This window comes from Candidatus Accumulibacter sp. ACC003, assembly GCF_907163085.1.
Classification (GTDB): Bacteria; Pseudomonadota; Gammaproteobacteria; order Burkholderiales; family Rhodocyclaceae; genus Accumulibacter.
On sequence record NZ_CAJQTX010000006.1, the window covers coordinates 235,440 to 253,668 of the forward strand.

13 protein-coding genes are annotated in these 18,229 nt (G+C 65.0%); 9 read left to right on the forward strand and 4 right to left on the reverse strand.

The annotated features are described in order from the left end of the window. Positions 1-68: 68 nt before the first annotated feature. Positions 69-323, reverse strand: a complete 255-nt coding sequence (locus QZ656_RS14335) for a hypothetical protein (RefSeq protein WP_291994042.1) — start codon at positions 321-323, stop codon at positions 69-71. On the opposite strand from QZ656_RS14335, the gene QZ656_RS14340 reads away from it, so the two are divergent. The 6 genes from QZ656_RS14340 to QZ656_RS14365 all read left to right on the forward strand — a co-directional run bounded on the left by QZ656_RS14340 (position 322) and on the right by QZ656_RS14365 (position 7,305). Continuing rightward, positions 322-780 (forward strand): hypothetical protein, encoded by a 459-nt coding sequence (locus QZ656_RS14340; RefSeq protein WP_291994043.1) that lies wholly within the window; start codon positions 322-324, stop codon positions 778-780. The two genes, QZ656_RS14335 and QZ656_RS14340, sit on opposite strands and share 2 nt — an antisense overlap. A 133-nt stretch (positions 781-913) precedes the next feature. After that, complete coding sequence (locus tag QZ656_RS14345; protein ID WP_291994044.1) at positions 914-1,390, forward strand: DUF1330 domain-containing protein; 477 nt, start codon at positions 914-916, stop codon at positions 1,388-1,390. 267 nt (positions 1,391-1,657) lie between these two features. Further along, positions 1,658-3,016: an outer membrane protein transport protein gene (locus tag QZ656_RS14350; RefSeq protein WP_291994045.1), complete on the forward strand. Its 1,359-nt coding sequence runs from the start codon at positions 1,658-1,660 to the stop codon at positions 3,014-3,016. 106 nt (positions 3,017-3,122) lie between these two features. Beyond that, positions 3,123-5,351, forward strand: a complete 2,229-nt coding sequence (locus QZ656_RS14355; protein ID WP_291994046.1) for a DUF3604 domain-containing protein — start codon at positions 3,123-3,125, stop codon at positions 5,349-5,351. Beyond that, on the forward strand, positions 5,348-6,286 hold the full coding sequence (locus QZ656_RS14360) for a peptidylprolyl isomerase (protein ID WP_291994047.1): 939 nt from the start codon (positions 5,348-5,350) through the stop codon (positions 6,284-6,286). The genes QZ656_RS14355 and QZ656_RS14360 overlap by 4 nt, the downstream gene beginning before the upstream one ends. Continuing rightward, entirely contained in the window at positions 6,283-7,305 is a 1,023-nt protein-coding gene (locus tag QZ656_RS14365) for a HupE/UreJ family protein (RefSeq protein ID WP_291994048.1), read from the forward strand. The genes QZ656_RS14360 and QZ656_RS14365 overlap by 4 nt, the downstream gene beginning before the upstream one ends. A gap of 69 nt (positions 7,306-7,374) precedes the next feature. Here the strand turns inward: QZ656_RS14365 and QZ656_RS14370 are convergent, their stop codons facing one another. From QZ656_RS14370 to QZ656_RS14380, 3 genes are all read right to left on the reverse strand, one after another. Beyond that, positions 7,375-9,450, reverse strand: coding sequence for a tyrosine-type recombinase/integrase (locus QZ656_RS14370; protein WP_291994049.1), 2,076 nt, complete (start codon positions 9,448-9,450; stop codon positions 7,375-7,377). A 438-nt stretch (positions 9,451-9,888) separates the two neighbouring features. Then, on the reverse strand, positions 9,889-10,800 hold the full coding sequence (locus tag QZ656_RS14375) for a DMT family transporter (RefSeq protein ID WP_291994050.1): 912 nt from the start codon (positions 10,798-10,800) through the stop codon (positions 9,889-9,891). A gap of 89 nt (positions 10,801-10,889) precedes the next feature. Continuing rightward, positions 10,890-11,381 (reverse strand): hypothetical protein, encoded by a 492-nt coding sequence (locus QZ656_RS14380; protein WP_291994051.1) that lies wholly within the window; start codon positions 11,379-11,381, stop codon positions 10,890-10,892. Between the two features lie 378 nt (positions 11,382-11,759). On the opposite strand from QZ656_RS14380, the gene QZ656_RS14385 reads away from it, so the two are divergent. The 3 genes from QZ656_RS14385 to rlmD all read left to right on the forward strand — a co-directional run bounded on the left by QZ656_RS14385 (position 11,760) and on the right by rlmD (position 18,192). Next, positions 11,760-14,801: a CheR family methyltransferase gene (locus QZ656_RS14385; RefSeq protein ID WP_291994052.1), complete on the forward strand. Its 3,042-nt coding sequence runs from the start codon at positions 11,760-11,762 to the stop codon at positions 14,799-14,801. Positions 14,802-15,001: 200 nt separating this feature from the next. Beyond that, on the forward strand, positions 15,002-16,735 hold the full coding sequence (locus tag QZ656_RS14390; protein ID WP_291994220.1) for a GGDEF and EAL domain-containing protein: 1,734 nt from the start codon (positions 15,002-15,004) through the stop codon (positions 16,733-16,735). A gap of 140 nt (positions 16,736-16,875) precedes the next feature. Beyond that, on the forward strand, positions 16,876-18,192 hold the full coding sequence (gene rlmD / locus QZ656_RS14395) for a 23S rRNA (uracil(1939)-C(5))-methyltransferase RlmD (protein ID WP_291994053.1): 1,317 nt from the start codon (positions 16,876-16,878) through the stop codon (positions 18,190-18,192). Positions 18,193-18,229 lie beyond the last annotated feature (37 nt).

Sequence of the window (18,229 nt, forward strand, 5' to 3'; positions counted from 1 at the left end):
TCGGCGGCTGTTCATGAGCCCTGTCATGCGTCGCCCGCTGTCGCCACGGCGGCGAAGTGCGCCACCGCTCAAGGGCGGAACGGCGATGGCACGTCGTCCAGTCGCGGCTGCTTTTGGCGCAGCAACACGATGTCGATCTGCATACGGGCAGCGGCCCGGCGGCAATCACGAATGTGCCCCTTACCCGTCGCCAAGGCTTTGGCAGCCTTCGGGCAAATGCATTGTCGCCCGATGAAATGAAGCGCGTGGGCAGCAGTCAGACGCGGATCGTGCTGCCGAAGCTGCGGCGTGACAAGCTCGCCGAACTGAAGGAAAATCAGCATGCCTTCTAGCCACCCGATCTGCGCAGCGTGCGGGCCGGCGAAGCAAATCCCTGGAGGGAACGAGCTTCTGCGGCTTTGCCTTGCGGCCGTGCGTGATGAAATCACCAGAGGCAATCGCGCTCTGGCCCCGCTCTGGTTAATTTGTGCGGTCGGATTAATCTGTGGTAACTGTTCAGGAGAGGTCAAATTCGTGGCTGCTGAGTACATGGAAGTGGAGCTTAATAATAATGAGAAAACGGCTATTCTGAAATATGCTTCATTCTTTGTAATGGATGAAGTGACCAAAAGCGACCTTTCAAACAGGCGAAAGAAATGGATAAGATTCAAGCCGCACGCGTTGTCGGAAGTCATTGGCGAGTTGTCGTATCACTTTAATCGCTGCAAAAGGGGCGAGCTGTTTTATTTTCTTGATGAGCTGATTTGTAACCTGGAGAATTGCCAAACAATTTTCAAATGAGGCTTCAATATTGGGCGAGCATCGTCGCCGGCGTCATTCCGCCGAACGGTCTATGGTGCCCGTCTTCGCCCGTTGGCGAGCGAGCGTCAATCCGATCGGCGACCTTGAAAAACCAACATCCGAGGAGCACAGCATGGCCAAACAAGTTTTTGACGGAGACGACCTGAACGCTGGAGCGATGGCGGAATTGGCCGCGCTACCCGATGGTCAGCCGTTCGCGCTGATCAACCTGCTGCTCTATAAAGAGTGGGCCGAGTATCCGCCGGGAACGGTCAGCGAGAAGCTGACCGGCAAACAGGCGTACGAGCGCTACACGGAACTTGTCGTTCCGCTGGTGAACGAGGTCGGCGGCGTGCCGATGTGGCGCGGCTCTCTGGCGGTCAACCTGATCGGGCCCGACGACGAGCGCTGGGACGAGGTGCTGATTATGCAGTATCCGAGCCGCGGCGCTTTCCAGCGCATGCTTGCCAATCCCGACTATCAGGCGACGGTCTTGCACCGGACGGCCGCCGTCAGCGATTCGCGCTTGTACGGTGCGACGTCGCCCGAAGCCATTGGGCCGATGAAGTGGAAGCTTTTCAATCTGACGCGCAAGCTGCGTGGCGACTGAGCGGCAGCGCCAGCGAGCGAACGCCAGGCGCCGGCGCGCCGCACGACACGCCGCCAACGCCGGCGCCAGCCGCGTAGTTGGCAGCGCTCCGTCGTCAGAAAATCCGCTTGATTGCCCGAGCAACTGCCCTGTAGTATCGGCGGCCGTGGCCGGGAGCCTTCCGTCACAACACTCGTGAGCGAGCCTCGTGGCCGCTTTCCTGAACCCGCATCGGGCCCCGCAAAGATCAGGGCCGGCACCCGCTGCACTCGAATCCAGGAGGTGAATATGTCCTGTCCGAAGCGCTTCGAAGCCGCTCGCGCCGCCACGCACGGCCAAGCTACCATGCCCTTCCGTGCGCTCGTCACTCTCGCCGCGGCGACCCTGGCGACGACGCCGGCTTTCGCCGGCGGCATGATCGCCTACGAACTCGGAACGGCCGACGTCGGCCTCGCTTCGGCCGGCTACAACGTCCGTGCGCAGGATGCCTCGACGGTGTTTACCAATCCGGCCGGCATGACCCGGCTGCAAGGCACGCAGGCGGTGGCCTCGGGGCAGCTGCTGTGGAACAGCACCAGGTATTCGATCGACTCGGGAAGCTCGCTCGATCTCGGCAGAAACGAAGGCGGCTATGCGGTCGGGTCGAACGGCTGGTTTCCCGGCGGCGGCGCATTCATCAGCCACAGCGTCTCGCCCGATCTGAAGGTCGGCTTCGCGCTGGCGGGCAATTTCGGCGCGCCGCTGAAGTACGACAACGACTGGGCGGGTCGCTATTACATCCAGAGTACGACGCTGCTTGGCTTGTCGCTGGTGCCGAGCGTCGCCTACAAGGTCAATGACAAGCTCTCGCTTGGCGCCGGCCTGAACGCCATGTACGGGATCTACCAGGATCAGGTGGCGATCAACAATCCCAACCCGGCTTTTGGCGACGGTCGGCTCAAGTACGACGATAACACCTGGGGCTGGGGCGCCAACCTTGGCTTGCTGTACGAAATTGACGAGGGAACGCGAATCGGGCTGACGTGGAATTCGCAGGTCAATCTCGACTTCAAGGCGACGCCGAAGTTTTCAGGCCTGTCGCCACTGGTCGCCAGCGGGCTGAACAAGGCCGGTTTGCTGGACTCGCAACTGAAGATCGGCATCACGGTGCCGCAGCAGGCGATGCTCAGCGTGTTCACGCAGCTTGACCCGCAATGGGCGGCGCTCGGCAGTGTCGGTTGGCAGCAGTGGTCGAGGTTCGGGCGGATCAATATCGGCATCGACAATACGTCGAACCCGGTCAGCCTGACGACGGCGATACCCTTCAAGGACACCTGGCACGTCGCCGCCGGCGGGCAGTATCGCTTGAGCGATCCGTGGCTGCTCAACTTCGGTGTCGCCTACGACTCGGGTTTCCAGCCCGACAGCTCGACGGTGTCGCCGCTGATGCCGCTGAACACCGCCTGGCGTTTCGGCGTCGGTGGCCAGCAGCAGCTGAGCAAGACCTCGGAGTGGGGTGTGGCCGCCGAATACATCTACGGCGGGACGCTGAAGACCGACCTGCAGACCTCGGCGCCGGTCGCTGTCGGTGGTCGCGGCAACCTGATCGGCTCGTACGACAACATCGGAACGATCGTCATGAGCGTTTACGGCAACTGGAAGTTCTAGCGCAAGTTCGCGGCAGAAAGTGGCACTACGGCACGTCGATGGCGTCGTGCCGCCGCCGGCCGCGCGGGCCAGGGATTTGTTTGCCGCCACGAAAGGAATGCGAAAAATGCCCAGAAAACTGCAATACCTGGCCGCCGCCGTACTCGGTGGCGGGCTCCTCAGCGTCTCGGTGGCGCCGGTGCTGGCGCAGCAGAAGAACCCCGAACGCAATGTCTATTACGGCGAAACGCACGTACACACCAGCTGGTCCTTCGATGCCTTCGCTTTCGGCGACACCGTCACCGGCCCGGAGGAGTTCTACCAGTACTCGCTCGGTAAGCCGACGCCGCACCCGGGTGGCTACCGGGTGACGATCACCAAGCCGCTCGACTGGGCCGCCGATACCGAGCATGCCGAGTATATGGGAATGATTCAGGAGGCGGTCGACCCCGGCTCGGCCTTGCGCCAGAACTCGCCGGTCGTCGCCGAAGTACTCAAGGCCGGCGTGCACGCCGATCCGATGCTGGCCTTCAAGGTGCTGTCGGCGACGATCGCCAAGGGCGACCGGATCAAGCAGCTGTCGACTCCCGAGGTCGTCGCGCCGGTCTGGAAACGGATCGTCGACATCGCCGACAAGTACTATCAGCCCGGCAAGTTCACGACCTTCGCCGCCTACGAGTGGACGGCGACGCCGAACTCCAAGAACCTGCATCGCAATATTTTCTTCCGCGATTCGAAGAAGGTGCCGCAGGTGCCGTTTACGGCCGTGGACTCGACCGACCCGACGGCGCTGTGGAAGTGGATGGACGAGCAGCGTGCGGTCGGCAACGAGTTGCTCGCCATTTCGCACAACGCCAACCTCAGCGACGGCTTGATGTTCCCGACCGAGGTCGATCACGCGGGTCGGCCGATCGACCAGGCGTGGGCCGAGGCGCGACTGCGCAACGAACCGCTGACCGAGATCAAGCAGGTCAAGGGCCAGTCGGAAACGACGCCGGGACTTTCGCCGAACGACGAGTTCGCCAACTACGAGGTCTTCGTCTGGCATCTTCTCGGCAGGAAGGGCCCGCTGCCACGCGAGTACGGCAGCTACGTTCGACAAGCGTACAAGGACGGTCTCGCGCTCGAGCAGGCGCGCGGCTTCAACCCCTTCAAGTTCGGCCTGGTCAGCGGCTCCGACTCGCATGTCAGCGTCGTTCCCTACCGCCAGAAGAACTTTTTTGGCGTGCACGGCACGGTCGACGACACGCCGCAAAAGCGCATCGACGGTGCCACCGTGCTCGGGCTCAACAGTCTCTGGGTGACGCCGGCGGGGCTCAGCGCGGTGTGGGCCGAGGAAAATACGCGTGAGGCTATCTTCGACGCGCTGCAGCGCAAGGAGACCTATGCAACCAGTGGCGTGCGCGTGCCGCTGCGATTCTTCGGCGGCTGGGCGCTCGATAAGGCGTTGTTCAAGAACCGGGATTGGCTCAAGTCGGCCTACGCCAGCGGCGTGCCGATGGGCGGCGACCTGCCGGCAAAGCGCGCCAAGGCGCCGACCTTCGCCGTCTGGGCGAGCAAGGACCCGGACAGCGCCAACCTCGACCGCGTGCAGATCATCAAGGGCTGGAGCCGCAATGGCCAGTCCTTCGAGAAGGTCTACGACGTCGCCTGGGCCGGCGCGCGCAAGCCCGATCCGAGAACCGGCAAGGTGCCGGCAATCGCTTCGACGGTGGATCTCGGCAAGGGCACGTACAGCAACACGATTGGCGCCGTCGAACTGAAGGCGGTGTGGGTGGACCCGGATTTCGACCCGAGTCTGGACGCTTTCTACTACACCCGCGTGCTGGAGATTCCGACGCCGCGCTGGAGCACCATGCAGGCCGTCAAGCTTGGCCGCGTGCCGCCGAGTGGGGCGGGCTTTTCGGCGGTCATCCAGGAGCGTGCCTGGAGCTCGCCGATCTGGTACACGCCCAGCGCCGAAGCGCGCCAGGGCGCCAGGCCCGGCCTGACCATCGCTGACCTGAAGAAGCAGGGATCGCAGGCCTTGTCCGACGCGCAGCTCAAGGACTTGCTGGTCGGCAAGACGGTCAGGGTGCGTAACACGGTTACCGGCGAGCACTTCGAGATCCTCCATGGCGCGACGGGCCACCGCCTGGTGACGGCGGTGAACGGCCAGCAGGCGGCCTTGACCGGCGCCGGCGAGTTGCTGCACGGCGGCGACCTGGACTACGAGATTCGTGACGGGCGTCTGCGCACCGAGATCAACGGCAGCGACTTCGACGTCGCCGTCTACAAGCTCGGCGACAAATACCTGGCGGCGCGCAGCAACGAATTCGGTTACGCCAATTACGAGGTCGAAGCGCTGCCGCAATGAGTATTGCTGCGGTATCGCCCGCTGATGCGCAGCGGTCACGCGTCGGCCGCTGGCTGCGCGAGCCACTCCTGCATTTTTTGCTCGCCGGTGGCGTGCTGTTCGCCGTCTATGGCGCGCTCAACCCGCAGATCAGTGCGCCGTCGCCGGCCAATCAGATCCGGCTGACGCGCGACGATCTGCGCCAGATGGCGGTGCTGTGGGCCGGCAAGTGGCAGCGGCCGCCGACGCCGACGGAAATGAACAGCCTCATCGAAAACAGGATTCGCGAGGAAATCCTCTACCGCGAGTCGCTGGCGCTGGGCCTCGATCAGGGCGACACCATCGTCAGGCGCCGGTTGGCGCAAAAGATGGAATTTCTCGCCGAGGACAGCGCCGCGATCCGCGACCCCTCGGCCGCTGAACTGCAGGCGTGGTTCGAGCAGAATCGTGAGCGCTTCGCCCTGCCGGGGCGGATCTCGTTCCGTCACTTGTACTTCTCGCCCGACCAGCGCGGCCAGGGGGCGCGCGCGGCTGCCGGCGCGGCGCTGGCAAAGCTCGTCGACCAGCCGGCCGATTCGCCGCTGGCCGAGCGCCTCGGCGATCGTTTCATGTTCGAAGATCATTACGCCGAGCGCAGCCCCGAACAGGTCGCCGGGGTTTTCGGAGCGGCCTTCGCGCAGTCGCTGTCGGCGCTCAAGGCGGGGGCCTGGCAAGGGCCGGTCGAATCGGGCCTGGGCTGGCATCTGCTGTTCATCGATTCGCTGACGCCGGGACGGCTGCCGATTCTCGAGGAGATCGAGGCCGACGTGCGCGCCGAATGGATCAACGCGCAACGCGCCGACGCCAAGCGCCAGAGCTTCGCCGCGATGCGCGCGCGCTACGAAGTCGTGCTGCCGCCGCCGGATGCCGCGGTGGCGCCGGCCGCGGCAACGGCGCCGACCAGCAACGCCCGATGAGCCGCCACGCGCGCGCGTTGGCGCGCTGGCGCTGGGCGCTGCGCGGCGCGCTGCTCGTCATCTGGCTGCCGTTGGCGGGCGCCTGGGCGCACGAAACCCGTCCGGCGTATCTTGAAATCAACCAGACCGCGCCGGGCCGCTACGACGTCTTGTGGCGCACGCCGGTGCTCTCGGGGATGCCTCTACCGGTCGCCGTGCAGTTCGCCGCCGGCACGCGCAATGTCACCGAACCGACGCGGCGCGAACTTGCCGATTCGCTACTCGAGCGCTGGCTGATCGAATTGCCCGGCGGGCTCGCCGGCACGCGCATCGATCTCGTCGGCCTGCCAGCGACGATCACCGACGTGCTGGTGCGCGTGCAGTTGCGCGACGGGGCCTACTCGACGACGCTCGTTCATCCCTCGCAGCCGTGGCTGGAGGTTGCCGCCGAACGTGGCTGGCTGGCGGTCAGTGGCGCGTTTTTGCGGCATGGCGTCGATCATATTCTGCTCGGCTACGACCATCTGCTGTTTGTTTTTGCGCTGATCCTGATCGTCGGTCAGACGCGGATGTTGTTGTGGACGATCACCGCCTTCACGCTCGCACATTCGATCACCCTGGCCCTGGCGACGCTGGGCGTGGTGCGCGTCGCCGGTCCGCCGGTCGAAGCGAGCATCGCGCTGTCGATCGTGCTGCTGGCGTGCGAGATCGTCCGCCGGCAGCGCGGCCAGGCGAGCCTGAGCGCGCGCTGGCCATGGCTGGTCGCCTTCGCTTTCGGGCTCTTGCACGGCCTCGGGTTCGCCAGCGCGCTGGCCAGCATCGGCTTGCCACGCGGCGATATTCCCGTGGCGCTGGCGGCTTTCAACGTCGGCGTCGAAGTCGGTCAGCTGGCGTTCATCGCCGTTGTTCTGGGGGCTTTCGCCCTGGCCAGGCGGACTCGGCTGGCGGCTGCCGGCGAGCGCTACGCGCGGCCGGTGGCCGCCTACGCGATCGGAATTCTGGCGTCGTTCTGGTTCTTCGAGAGGCTGGCGGGATTCTGAATGCGCTATCCCGGGCTGGCCGGCGCTGCGTGACGTGCGGCGCGGCGTCCTTGGTTATCGACGTCTCGGTCAAGCGATTGCTGCACTCCGCAAGGCCGGCATAATGCTTTCAACGTCAGCGCCGCGAACTTGCCGCGGCCCCGAACTGACGGCGGCGTAGGGTGCAAGCTCGTCGCTGCTGAGGCGTCCGACGAGCGGGCCGAGGTCAGAGAAACGCACGTTCTGGTCGATCAGGTAGACGATATAGGTGTGTCGCAGGGCTGCCGGTGAGACCGCTGCGGCGGCCTCCAGGCCGGCATCCAACGCCGCGCAAGTGACCTGTGAAGTGATCTCGGATGCCGACAGTTGCTGGCCCGACGAATTGCAGAGCAGTAGGCTGTCGGGGTCGTCGCCGGCATGTTTTTCGAGTGCCAGCGCCAGCCAGCCGGGAATCGCCAGCGTCCTTGCCCAGGCGCCACGCACGCTCAGGCGCAAGCGCGCCCGGTCGACATCCTTGACAGCCAGCTCCCTGAGTTCATCTACCGTCAGCCCGAGAAGCAGAATCGCGCACAGCAGACGCGCCTCGCCATCGGCGGCAGCGAGCAGTGCCGCCACCTCGTCCGGAGTCAGTTCGCGGGCGACGCTCGCCGCAGCGGCCAGTTGCGGAAGGTCACGGTAAGCGGCGTCGTAGCTCACTCCGGGCAGCGCTCGCGGCGCTTCGACGTTCAGGGCCGGCGTCAGCATCGGCTGCGAGACGACGATCGTGGTCGCCCCGGGCGCTGGCGGTGCTGGCGAACGATTGAACAGTTCGACGAACCACATGGCCAGCAATCCGAGCAAAAAGGACGCCGCCAGGTTGATCAGGGCATCGCGCAGATAGTCGGGGCGCCACGCTTTCTCGGGCACCGTAGCGGCCTCGATCAGCGTCAGTGCTGGCCGCCGTGACTGTTCGGTCGCTTCGAGCTTGGCCAGGCGTTCGCTGGCGTTGCGTCGCGCGCCTTCGAGGCGAACCAGATCGTCTTCCATCGCCTTGGCTTCCTGGAAGTTCCCTGCAGCGATTTGTGCTGCCCGCCGTTGCTCGTCGATCTGGCCGCGCAAGCGCTCGACCGTAGCACGAGCGCCGGCCGCGTCTTCTTCGGCGGCCGCCAATACCGCCTGCTGGCTGGCTGAGCGGCTGCTCAGCAACTGTTGCTCGAGTTCGCTCAGGCGGGCGCGTAGCGCTCGCGCCGTCGGGTCCATGGCCATGAACTGAGGCGTATAGCTACGTTCCATATCACGCAGTTGCTCGCGGGTCAGCGAAACGCGGTTTTCTATCGAGGCCAGCGTCGGGTTGTCCTTGGCAAGAACCGGACTGCGGCCGGAACCTGCCGATTCGCGCAGCGTGCGCAGCCGAGCATCGGCTTTTGCGGAATCCTCGTTGGCCTTGTTGAGCGACTCGGAGAGTCCCTTGATCCGCGCCAGCACGTGATTTTCACTACGCTCCGACGAGACGACGCCGCTCTTTTCGCGGAAGGCGGCCAATTGCGCGCGTTTTTCGGCCATGCTGCCGGCGAGTCGCTCGACTTCGTCGCGTAGATTGACGGCGGCTTCTGCGGAGGCATTGCCGTGCGTCGTCAATGATTGGTCGTGATACGTTTCGATCAACGTATTGAGGCTCTTCGCCAGCCATTGCGGCGAAGCGCCGATGGCCTGCAATTCGACGATATCGGTCCCCGGGATCGACGTCGCGGTGACCGCGTTCTGTAGCGCAAGGCTGGCGTCGCCGCCAGCGAAGGCGTCGCTGTGACCCTCGCTGCGCAAGCGGCGAGCGACCTCGTCGAAAAGCGGGCGGCTGGTCAGGACCTGTGCTTGCGTGAGCACGTCGATCGGCTGTGCGGGTCGCAGTTCCGCACTCGAACCAGTGCTGCTCGTGACCGTCTGGGCCGCCACCGCGCCGGCTGAAATTTGCACGCGTGCAGTCGCCCGGTATTCGGGCGAACGGAGCAGGTTCCAGGCGAGTCCGGGCAGCAAGCTCAGCGCGAAGACGATCAGGAATACGCGCAGTCGCCGCCGATTGACGCGCTGGGCCGTCGCGGCCGGATCGCCGTAGGGTGGCGAATCGCTGCTGAACTGGTCGCCGAGGGGTGGGATCGAGAACTTGGAGAATTTGGAGAATTTGGAGAACATGAAAGTGCGCCTTTCCAACACGTTCGATCGGTCTCGCCAGGTGCGAAGCCGATTGCCCGCAGCCGTCGACCGGGGTGCCGACACGCGCATTCTAATCGCCTGTATCGCGCGGCGCTGCTTTCCTTCGGCGCCGTGCTGCAGGCCTTCGTCAGGCGCGAGTCGAGCGAGCTGACGTGTTTCGCCTTCGCCAGGCGGCGCGGGGGAAACACCGGAGCGTATGGCCAATGCGGTGGACGGATCGATCGATCAAAAAGATGGAGCGATCGACCCCACGATGGAAGCTTCCACCGCCAGGGTCGAGCTTTCGCAGAAGCCGCCTGGCCAGCGCTCCGCCGCGTCACACCGTTGAGCCGCGTGCTCAGAGCACCGTCACTGCGAGGAGCGTAGCGACGCGGCAGTCCAGTCGTTCCCGCCGGCGCCGCCGTCTTGCTGCGCGCCTTACTGCGCTCGCCTGGCGAGCGCTTGTTTGCCAGCCGCGGCCAGTGGCGCGATCTGGACGGCGACGATACACAGCAGAATCAGCGTGCAACCGGCGATGCCCTGGGTGTTCAGGCGATCGCCCATCAGCAGGAAGCCGAACAGCGCGGCGAAGACCGTCTCGGCCGAGAGAATGATCGCCGCGTCGGCGGCTTGCGCGTAACGTTGCGCGACCACCTGCGCGGTGTAGGCGATGCCTACCGACACCAGGCCGGCATAGGCAATCGGTAGCGCCGCCTGGCGAATCCCGGCGAGCGTGATGGTTTCGGTGAACGCCGCCGACAGCAGGCTGAGCAGCGCGCAGACCAGGAACTGTCCGCAGGCGATGAGGAGCGGCGCGCGCAGGCGTTCGGCGATGCGTCCGACAAAAATGACGTGCAAGGCCCAGAAGACGCTGCTGGCGATTACCCACAGGTCGCCGACGACCAGCTCCAGGCCCTGCGCGCCGGAGAGCAGCCAGGTGCCGGCAAGGCAGCCGAGCGACGTCGGCCACACCGACCAGTGCGCGCGGCTGCCGAGCAGCAGCCACGCCAACAGCGGCACCAGCGGCACGTAGAGCGCGGTCAGAAAGCCGGCGTTGGTGACCGTCGTGCTGACGATGCCGATCTGCTGGAAAGCGGCGCCGAGCAGCAGCAGAACGCCGAGGCCGCCGATTCCGACGAAGTCGGCAGGCGTCGGTTGCGCCCTCTGAACGGCCAGCAGGCGCCACTCGCGCCACGCCAGCGGCGCGACGACGGCGCTACCGAGGACGAAGCGGATGCCGGTGAAACTCAGCGGTCCGACGCCGGCCATGCCTTCGGCCTGGGCGACAAAAGCCGAACCCCAGACCAGGGCGACGGCGAGCAGCAGCAGGTTGGCCTGAGCGCGACTCAAGGGGGCGGCTCCGTCGAAAAGGCCGCCAGTTTAATGTAAAAGTCGCGCCGGCGACTCACGAGTCGCCCTTCTCCGCCGCTGCGCCGGCCTTATAGTCCCAGTGTTGTCGCGCTGAGTGCTTCGCCGCCTTCGCCGACGATCTCGTCGAAGCGCTGGCGCAGCGGCGCGCACTCGCCGCTATCGTCAATGATCAGCCGCGATCGTGCCTGATCGTGGTCGAAACGGACCAGCGCGTGCCGGCCATCGGCGATCAGCAGCGAGTCGGCGAGCGTCGCCAAATGCGCCGGCGCATGGATGATCGTCAGCGTTGGCGCATGGCTGCTCAGCAGCTTCATCAACTGCGGACTGTACTGCCGAACAAAATCGGTCTTCTGGACGACGATCGTCAAGCGCCTGCTCAAGCGCTTGTCGTCCGGCCGCAAAGTCAGCAGGCGGCGCAGCGCCGCGATGCGCTCGGGTCGTTCGAGCTTGAGTGTCGTCAGGTCTTCGTCGAAGATCTGCAGGGTGCCTGGTGCGAGGTCGAGGATTTCCTGTACGGCGCTGTCGTATTCGCTCCAGGTGGTGATCAGCCGACTGCTCATCAGCAAACTCCGCTTTATGTGAAAGTCGCCCAGGCGACCGACGAATTTCCCTTCGCCCGACGGCATGCGCGCGGCGCACGGCACGTGACAACGGTGAATTCAGCGTGCATCATCGGCGCGGGCGAATCGTTACGAGCGTTGGCTGCCGGCAAAGATAGCAGGCTTGCCCAGCAGCAGGCAAGCCGTCGGCAGCGCTCCAGAACCGGCGCTACCAATTCACCGCGCTGGCACCGACGTGCGCCGAAAAATCATCCACGGCAGACCGGCGTTGCCGGCCGGCGGTTGCCGGCATGGCGTCGGCGTAGGAGAAATGAGCGAAATCTCGGATACTCGCAGTATCGACGGAGATGCCGCCAGTGGCTTGCCGCGAGAGGACGCATGAAGACCAGTAAATCGACACGCAGCAGTCCGGGCACGTCTTTGCCGGCGCCAGACGGCGCCGCGGAGTCAAGCGTCACCGACACGTCTTTTCCGGTCGTCGGCGTCGGCGCATCGGCCGGCGGGCTGGCCGCGTTTGAGGCTTTCTTTTCCGGCATGCCGACCGACAGCGATCCGGGAATGGCCTTTGTCCTGGTGCAGCACCTGGCGCCGGACCACAAGAGCCTTCTCGCCGACCTGATCCAGCGCTACACGCGCATGCAGGTCTTTGAGGTCGAGGACGGCATGCCGGTGCGCGTCAACTGCGCCTACACCATCCCGCCAAGTCGCCACATGGCTTTTCTGAATGGTCGCCTGCAACTGCTGGAGCAGCCGGAGCCGCGTGGTCAGCGCCTGCCGATCGACTTCTTCTTTCGCTCGCTCGCCGACAGTCAGCACGAGCGCGCCATTGCTATCGTCCTCTCGGGTACCGGTAGCGATGGCACCCTGGGTATCCGCGCCGTCAAGGGCGCGGGCGGCATGGTCATGGCCCAGACGCCCGAGTCCACCGAGTTCGACGGCATGCCGCGCAGCGCCATCGCCACCGGCCTGGTCGATTGGCAGCTGACACCGGCGGCAATGCCCGCACAGCTGATCGCCTACGTGACGCACGCCTTTGGCAAGCTGTCGCGCTACGCCAGCAATCCGCACCCCAAGGTCGACGGTGCGCTGATGAAGATCTTCATCCTCTTGCGAGCGCAGACCGGCCACGATTTTTCGCACTACAAGCCGAGCAGCATCCACCGCCGCATCCAGCGCCGGATGCACGTGCACCAGATCGAGGCGCTCGACGGCTACGTCCGCTTTCTCCAACAAACCCCGGGCGAGGTCGAGGAGCTGTTTCAGGACCTGCTGATTGGCGTTACCAATTTCTTCCGCGACCCGGACGCTTTCCAGTTCCTTGACGAGCAGATCATCGGCAAGCTCTTTGCCAGCCGACCGGCGGACAGCGTGCTGCGCGTCTGGGTGGTGGGATGTTCGACCGGCGAGGAAGCGTATTCGCTGGCGATCCTGCTGCAAGAACACATGGCGGCGCTCAAACAGTGCTACGCGGTGCAGATCTTCGCCACCGACATCGATCGCCGGGCGATCGCCAACGCGCGTGCCGGCGTCTATCCGGCCGGCATCGCGGCCGACGTCTCGCCGCAGCGCCTGGCGCGCTTTTTCACCAAAGAGCCGGGCGGCGCGTATCGGATTCACAAGAGTATTCGCGACCTGCTGATTTTTTCCGAGCAGGACGTCGCCAAAGACCCGCCGTTTTCCCGACTCGACCTCATTACCTGCCGCAACCTCTTGATCTATCTCGACGCCGAGCTGCAAAGGAAACTGCTGCCGATGTTCCACTACGCGCTACGGCCGGGCGGCGTGCTGTTCCTCGGCAGCTCCGAAAGCGTCGGCGACGCGACCAGTCTGTTCACCGTTGTCGACCGCAAGGCGAAGCTGTTCCAGCGCCGGGACGACGTCAGCGGCGTGCAACATGCGTCCTTGAGCGGCTTGCTGCCGCCGAGTGGGCTACCGCGCGTCGGCGCAAAGAACGTATTCCCCGAGAAACGGCCTTTGCGCGAGCTGACCGAACAGGCGCTGCTGCAGCAGCTGGCGCTGGCCGCCGCGCTGGTCAACGCGCAGGGCGATGTCTTCTATCTGCACGGTCGCAGTGGCGCCTACCTGGAGCCGGCGCCGGGCGAGGCGGGTATCAACAACATCGTCAAGATGGCACGCGAGGGCTTGCGACTCGAACTCGCGACGGCGCTGCACCGGGCGAGTTGCCGCCACGAGAGCGTCCGCGTCGATGGCCTGCGCGTCAAGAGCAGCGGTCACGTGGCGCGCGTCAACCTGCGCATCCAGCCGCTGGCGAACGACGGCGCGGCGCCATCGGCGTTGCCGATGTACCTGGTCATTCTCGAAGAGGCGCCCGGCGCTGATCCTGAAGCGCCGGCACTCGCCTCACTCGCCAACGGTGAACTCGCCGCCGCCAGGGGTGGCGCGGTTGACGGCGACGCGCGGCTGGCGGCGGTCACCGAAGAACTGCGTGCACGCGACGAATACCTGCAGAGTGCGCACGAGGAACTCGAGACGGCGAACGAGGAACTCAAATCGTCGATCGAGGAAATGCAGTCGGTTAACGAAGAGCTGCAATCGACCAACGAGGAGTTGGAGACGTCCAAGGAGGAGTTGCAGTCGGTCAACGAAGAACTGGCGACGGTCAACACCGAGTTGCAGACCAAGGTCGCCGATTTGTCGCAGGCCAACAACGACATGAACAACCTGCTGGCCGGCACCGGCATCGCGACGGTCTTCGTGGACCATCAGTTGCGCATCCTGCGCTTTACCCCGACGGCGGCGCAGATCATCAACCTGATCCAGAGTGACGTCGGGCGGCCGGTGGGACACATCGTCACCGACCTGATCAGCGGCGACGATCACCTGGTCGCCGACCTGCACGCGGTGCTCGACACGCTGGAGCCGAAAGAGGCGCAAGTGCAGACCAGGGCTGGCCAGTGGTACCTGTTGCGCATCCGGCCTTATCGCACGCTGGACAACGTCATCGAGGGTGCGGTGATCACTTTTGTCGACATCACCGAGATCAAGCGCATCGAGGATGTGCTCGAGCAGGCCAGCACGGAACTCCGTCTGGCGGTCGTCGTGCGCGATGCCTTCGATGCCATCACCATGCAGGATCTGACCGGCCGAATCCGCGCCTGGAACCCGGCGGCGGTGCGGATGTACGGCTGGAGTGAAGCCGAAGCGTTGCTGCTGAACGTCCGCGAGCGCATTCCGGCGGCTTTGCGCGACGATGAACTGGCGCGCTTCGATCAACTGCATCGGCCCGAAACGCTGCCGCCGCAGCTGACGCAGCGCATCACCCGCGACGGCGCGGTGCTTGACGTCTGGGTCAGCGCCAGCGCCTTGCTGAACGACGCCGGGCAGGTCTATGCGATTGCCACCACCGAACGCGCCAGCGAGCCAGCGATACTGGCCGCCGCCGCCGAGGTCAGCAGGTGACTCGCCAGGAAAAAACCCCCGACGTCGCCGCGCTGCTGGCGGCGAAAAAACAGCTGAGTGCGCAGCAGGCGCTGCGCCGACGCGCGGAAAAGACGCTCCACGACGATGCCGATACGCCGCCGGAGAAGCTCGAGACGATGTCGCCGAAGGCGATCCAGAAAATGCTCCACGAACTGCAGGTGCACCAGATCGAACTGGAAATGCAGAACGAGGAGCTGCGCCGGGTGCAGCTTGACGTCGATGCCGCGCGGGCGCGCTATTTCGAGATCTATGACCTGGCGCCGGTCGGCTACTGCACCGTCAGTGCCCTCGGCATGATCGTCGAGGCCAACCTCACGGCGGCGAACTTGCTGGGCGTCGCCCGCCGCGCGCTGGTCAGGCAGAGGATCAGTCGCTTCATTGCCAAAGGCGACCAGGACGTTTTCTACCGGCTCCGCCAGAGGCTTCGGGCGTCCGGCCAGCCGCAGACCTGCGAGCTGCACATGCGGCACGCCGACGACACGCCTTTCTGGGGGCAGCTGGAAGCGACCGTGGCGCACGAGGCCGACGGCGCCAGCGTCCTGCGCGTCGTGATCAGTGATATCAGCGAGAGCAAGACGGCCGCACGCGAGATCGAGAGTCTGGCCTACTTCGATTCTCTGACCAATCTGCCCAACCGCGTCCTCTTGCTCGATCATCTGAAACAGGTGATGAGCACCAGTCAGCGCAATGGCACTTTCGCCGCGCTGCTGTACATCGACCTCGATCGCTTCAAGAGGCTCAACGATACGCTCGGCCATGACCATGGCGACCTGCTGCTGCAGAGCGTCGCGCAACGCCTCACCGCCAATGTTCGTGAGTGCGACACGGTGGCCCGGTTCGGTGGCGACGAATTCGTGGTGCTGCTGGTCAGTCTCAGCAAGAACCAGAAAGAGGCGGCGATACAGACCGAAGTCATCGGCGAAAAGCTCCTCGCTGCGCTCAGTCGCCCGTATCAATTGGCAGAAATTGATCACCACAGTACGGCGAGTATCGGCGCGACCTTGTTCCGGGGGCAGGAAATTTCGACCGAGGCCTTGCTGAAACAGGCCGACGTGGCGATGTACAAGACCAAGGAAAGCGGCCGCAATCGATTCTCTTTCTTCGACCAGGCCTTGCAGCGTGTCGCCGTCGGCAACGCCAGCCAGGAGGACTGTCTGCGGCACGCGCTGCGCGAAAATGAGTTCGTCCTTCACTATCAGCCACAGGTCGCCGGCGATGGTCGCGTCATCGGCAGCGAAGCGCTGCTGCGCTGGCGGAGCCCCGAGCGCGGCATCGTTCTTCCCGCCGAGTTCATTCCGCTGGCTGAACGAAGCGGCCTGATTCTGCCCTTGGGTTACTGGGTTCTCGAAACGGCGTGCAGTCAGCTGGCGCTGTGGGCCAGGCGCAGCGACCTGGCGCAGCTGACGATCGCCGTGAACGTCAGCGCCCGGCAGTTCCACGAATCGCGCTTTGCCGACAAGGTCCTGGCGATACTCGCGCAGACCGGTGCCAATCCGGCGCTGCTGAAGTTGGAACTGACCGAAAGCCTGCTGGTGGACAACGTCGACGAGTTCATCGACAAGGTTTCCCGGATGAAGGCCTGGGGAATTCGGTTTTCTCTCGACGATTTCGGTACCGGCTATTCGTCGCTGTCTTACCTCAAGCGCCTGCCTCTGGATCAGTTGAAGATCGACCATTCCTTCGTTCGCGATGTACTCAGCGATAGCAGCGATGCGGCCATCGCCAGGACCATTGTCACGCTGGCGCACAGCGTTGGTCTCGGCGTCATCGCCGAGGGCGTGGACAGCGAAGGGCAACGGGCCTTTCTGGCGAGCGTCGGTTGTGACGCCTATCAGGGTTATTTGTTCAGCCGGCCGCTGGCCATCGACGAGTTCGAGGAGTTCGCCCGCGAGGACTTCGCCCGGCGCCGCTGAGCGGCGTCGGCAAAGCTTGCCCGTGCCCTAGCCGGCGACGCGGCCAGCCCGCGGGCTTGGCGATCTCGCTTGGCCCATCGGCCGGTGAGCCGAGCGGGCATTCGGGATAGAATCGCCGATTATTTCTGCGAAAGCATCGCATGCCCATCGGAATCATTGCCTCGCTGGACCACGAGGGACGCGGCGTCACGACCCTCGAGGGCAAGACGGTGTTCGTCACCGGCGCCTTGCCGGGCGAACGCGTCGAATACGCCGTCTACCGTCGCCAACCCACCTACGAGCAGGCGCGCAGCCTGCGTGTCCTGGACGAATCGGCGGCGCGCGTGCGGCCGCGTTGCCCGCACTTCGGCGTCTGCGGCGGTTGCAGCATGCAGCATCTTGACGCCGACGCACAGGTGGCCGCCAAGCAGCGGCTGCTCGAGGACAATCTGCGGCATATCGGCGAACTCACGGCCGCGCAACTCTACGCGCCGATTCATGGGCCGGCGTGGGCTTACCGCGGCCGCGCCCGCCTGTCGGTTCGCCATGTACCCAAGAAGGGCGGCGTGCTGGTCGGCTTCCACGAGCGCAACAGCCGCTACGTCGCCGACATGCGCCAGTGCGAAATCCTGCCCGCGCATCTTTCGGCGCTGCTGCTGCCGCTACGCGAGCTGATCGCTGCGCTGTCGATCCGCGACCGTCTGCCGCAGATCGAGGTGGCCGTCGGCGAGCGGATAACGGCGCTGGTCTTGCGTGTTCTCGAAGCACCGAGCGCCGACGACGAGACGCTGCTGCGCGATTTTGCCGACCGCCACGGCGTGGTCTTCTACCTGCAGCCGCAAGGGCCGGCCAGCGCTTACCGCTTCCATCCGCTAGCTGCGCCGCCGCTTTCGTATCTGCTCCCCGACTTCGGCGTCGAGCATTTTTTCTTGCCGACCGAGTTCACGCAGGTCAATCATTCGATCAATCGGGTGCTGGTACGGCGCGCGATGCGGCTGCTCGATCCGCAACCCGGCGAGCGCGTCGGCGACATGTTTTGCGGGCTCGGCAACTTCGCGCTGGCGATGGCTCGCTGTGGCGCACAGGTTCTCGGCGTCGAGGGCAGCGCCGAGCTGGTCGGCCGGGCCGCCGAGAACGCCGCGGCGAATGGCCTGGACGCTCTCGTCGAGTATCGGGTCGCCAACCTCTTCGCAGCGACCGCAGAAAGCGTCGCCGCTTTCGGCAAGCTCGACAAGATGCTGATCGATCCGCCGCGCGACGGCGCGCTCGAACTCGTCAAGGCGCTCGCCGCCGATGCTCGCGATCGCCCGCGGCGCATCGTTTACGTCTCGTGCAGCCCGTCGACTCTGGCGCGTGATGCGGCCATCCTGGTTGGCCAGAAGGGTTATCGCCTGGCTGGCGCCGGCGTCGTCAACATGTTTCCGCACACCTCGCACGTCGAGTCGATCGCGCTGTTCGAGCGCGTCGCCGCGCCTTGACCCGAACCGCTGGCGCGCCTGACGCCGTCAGACGCGC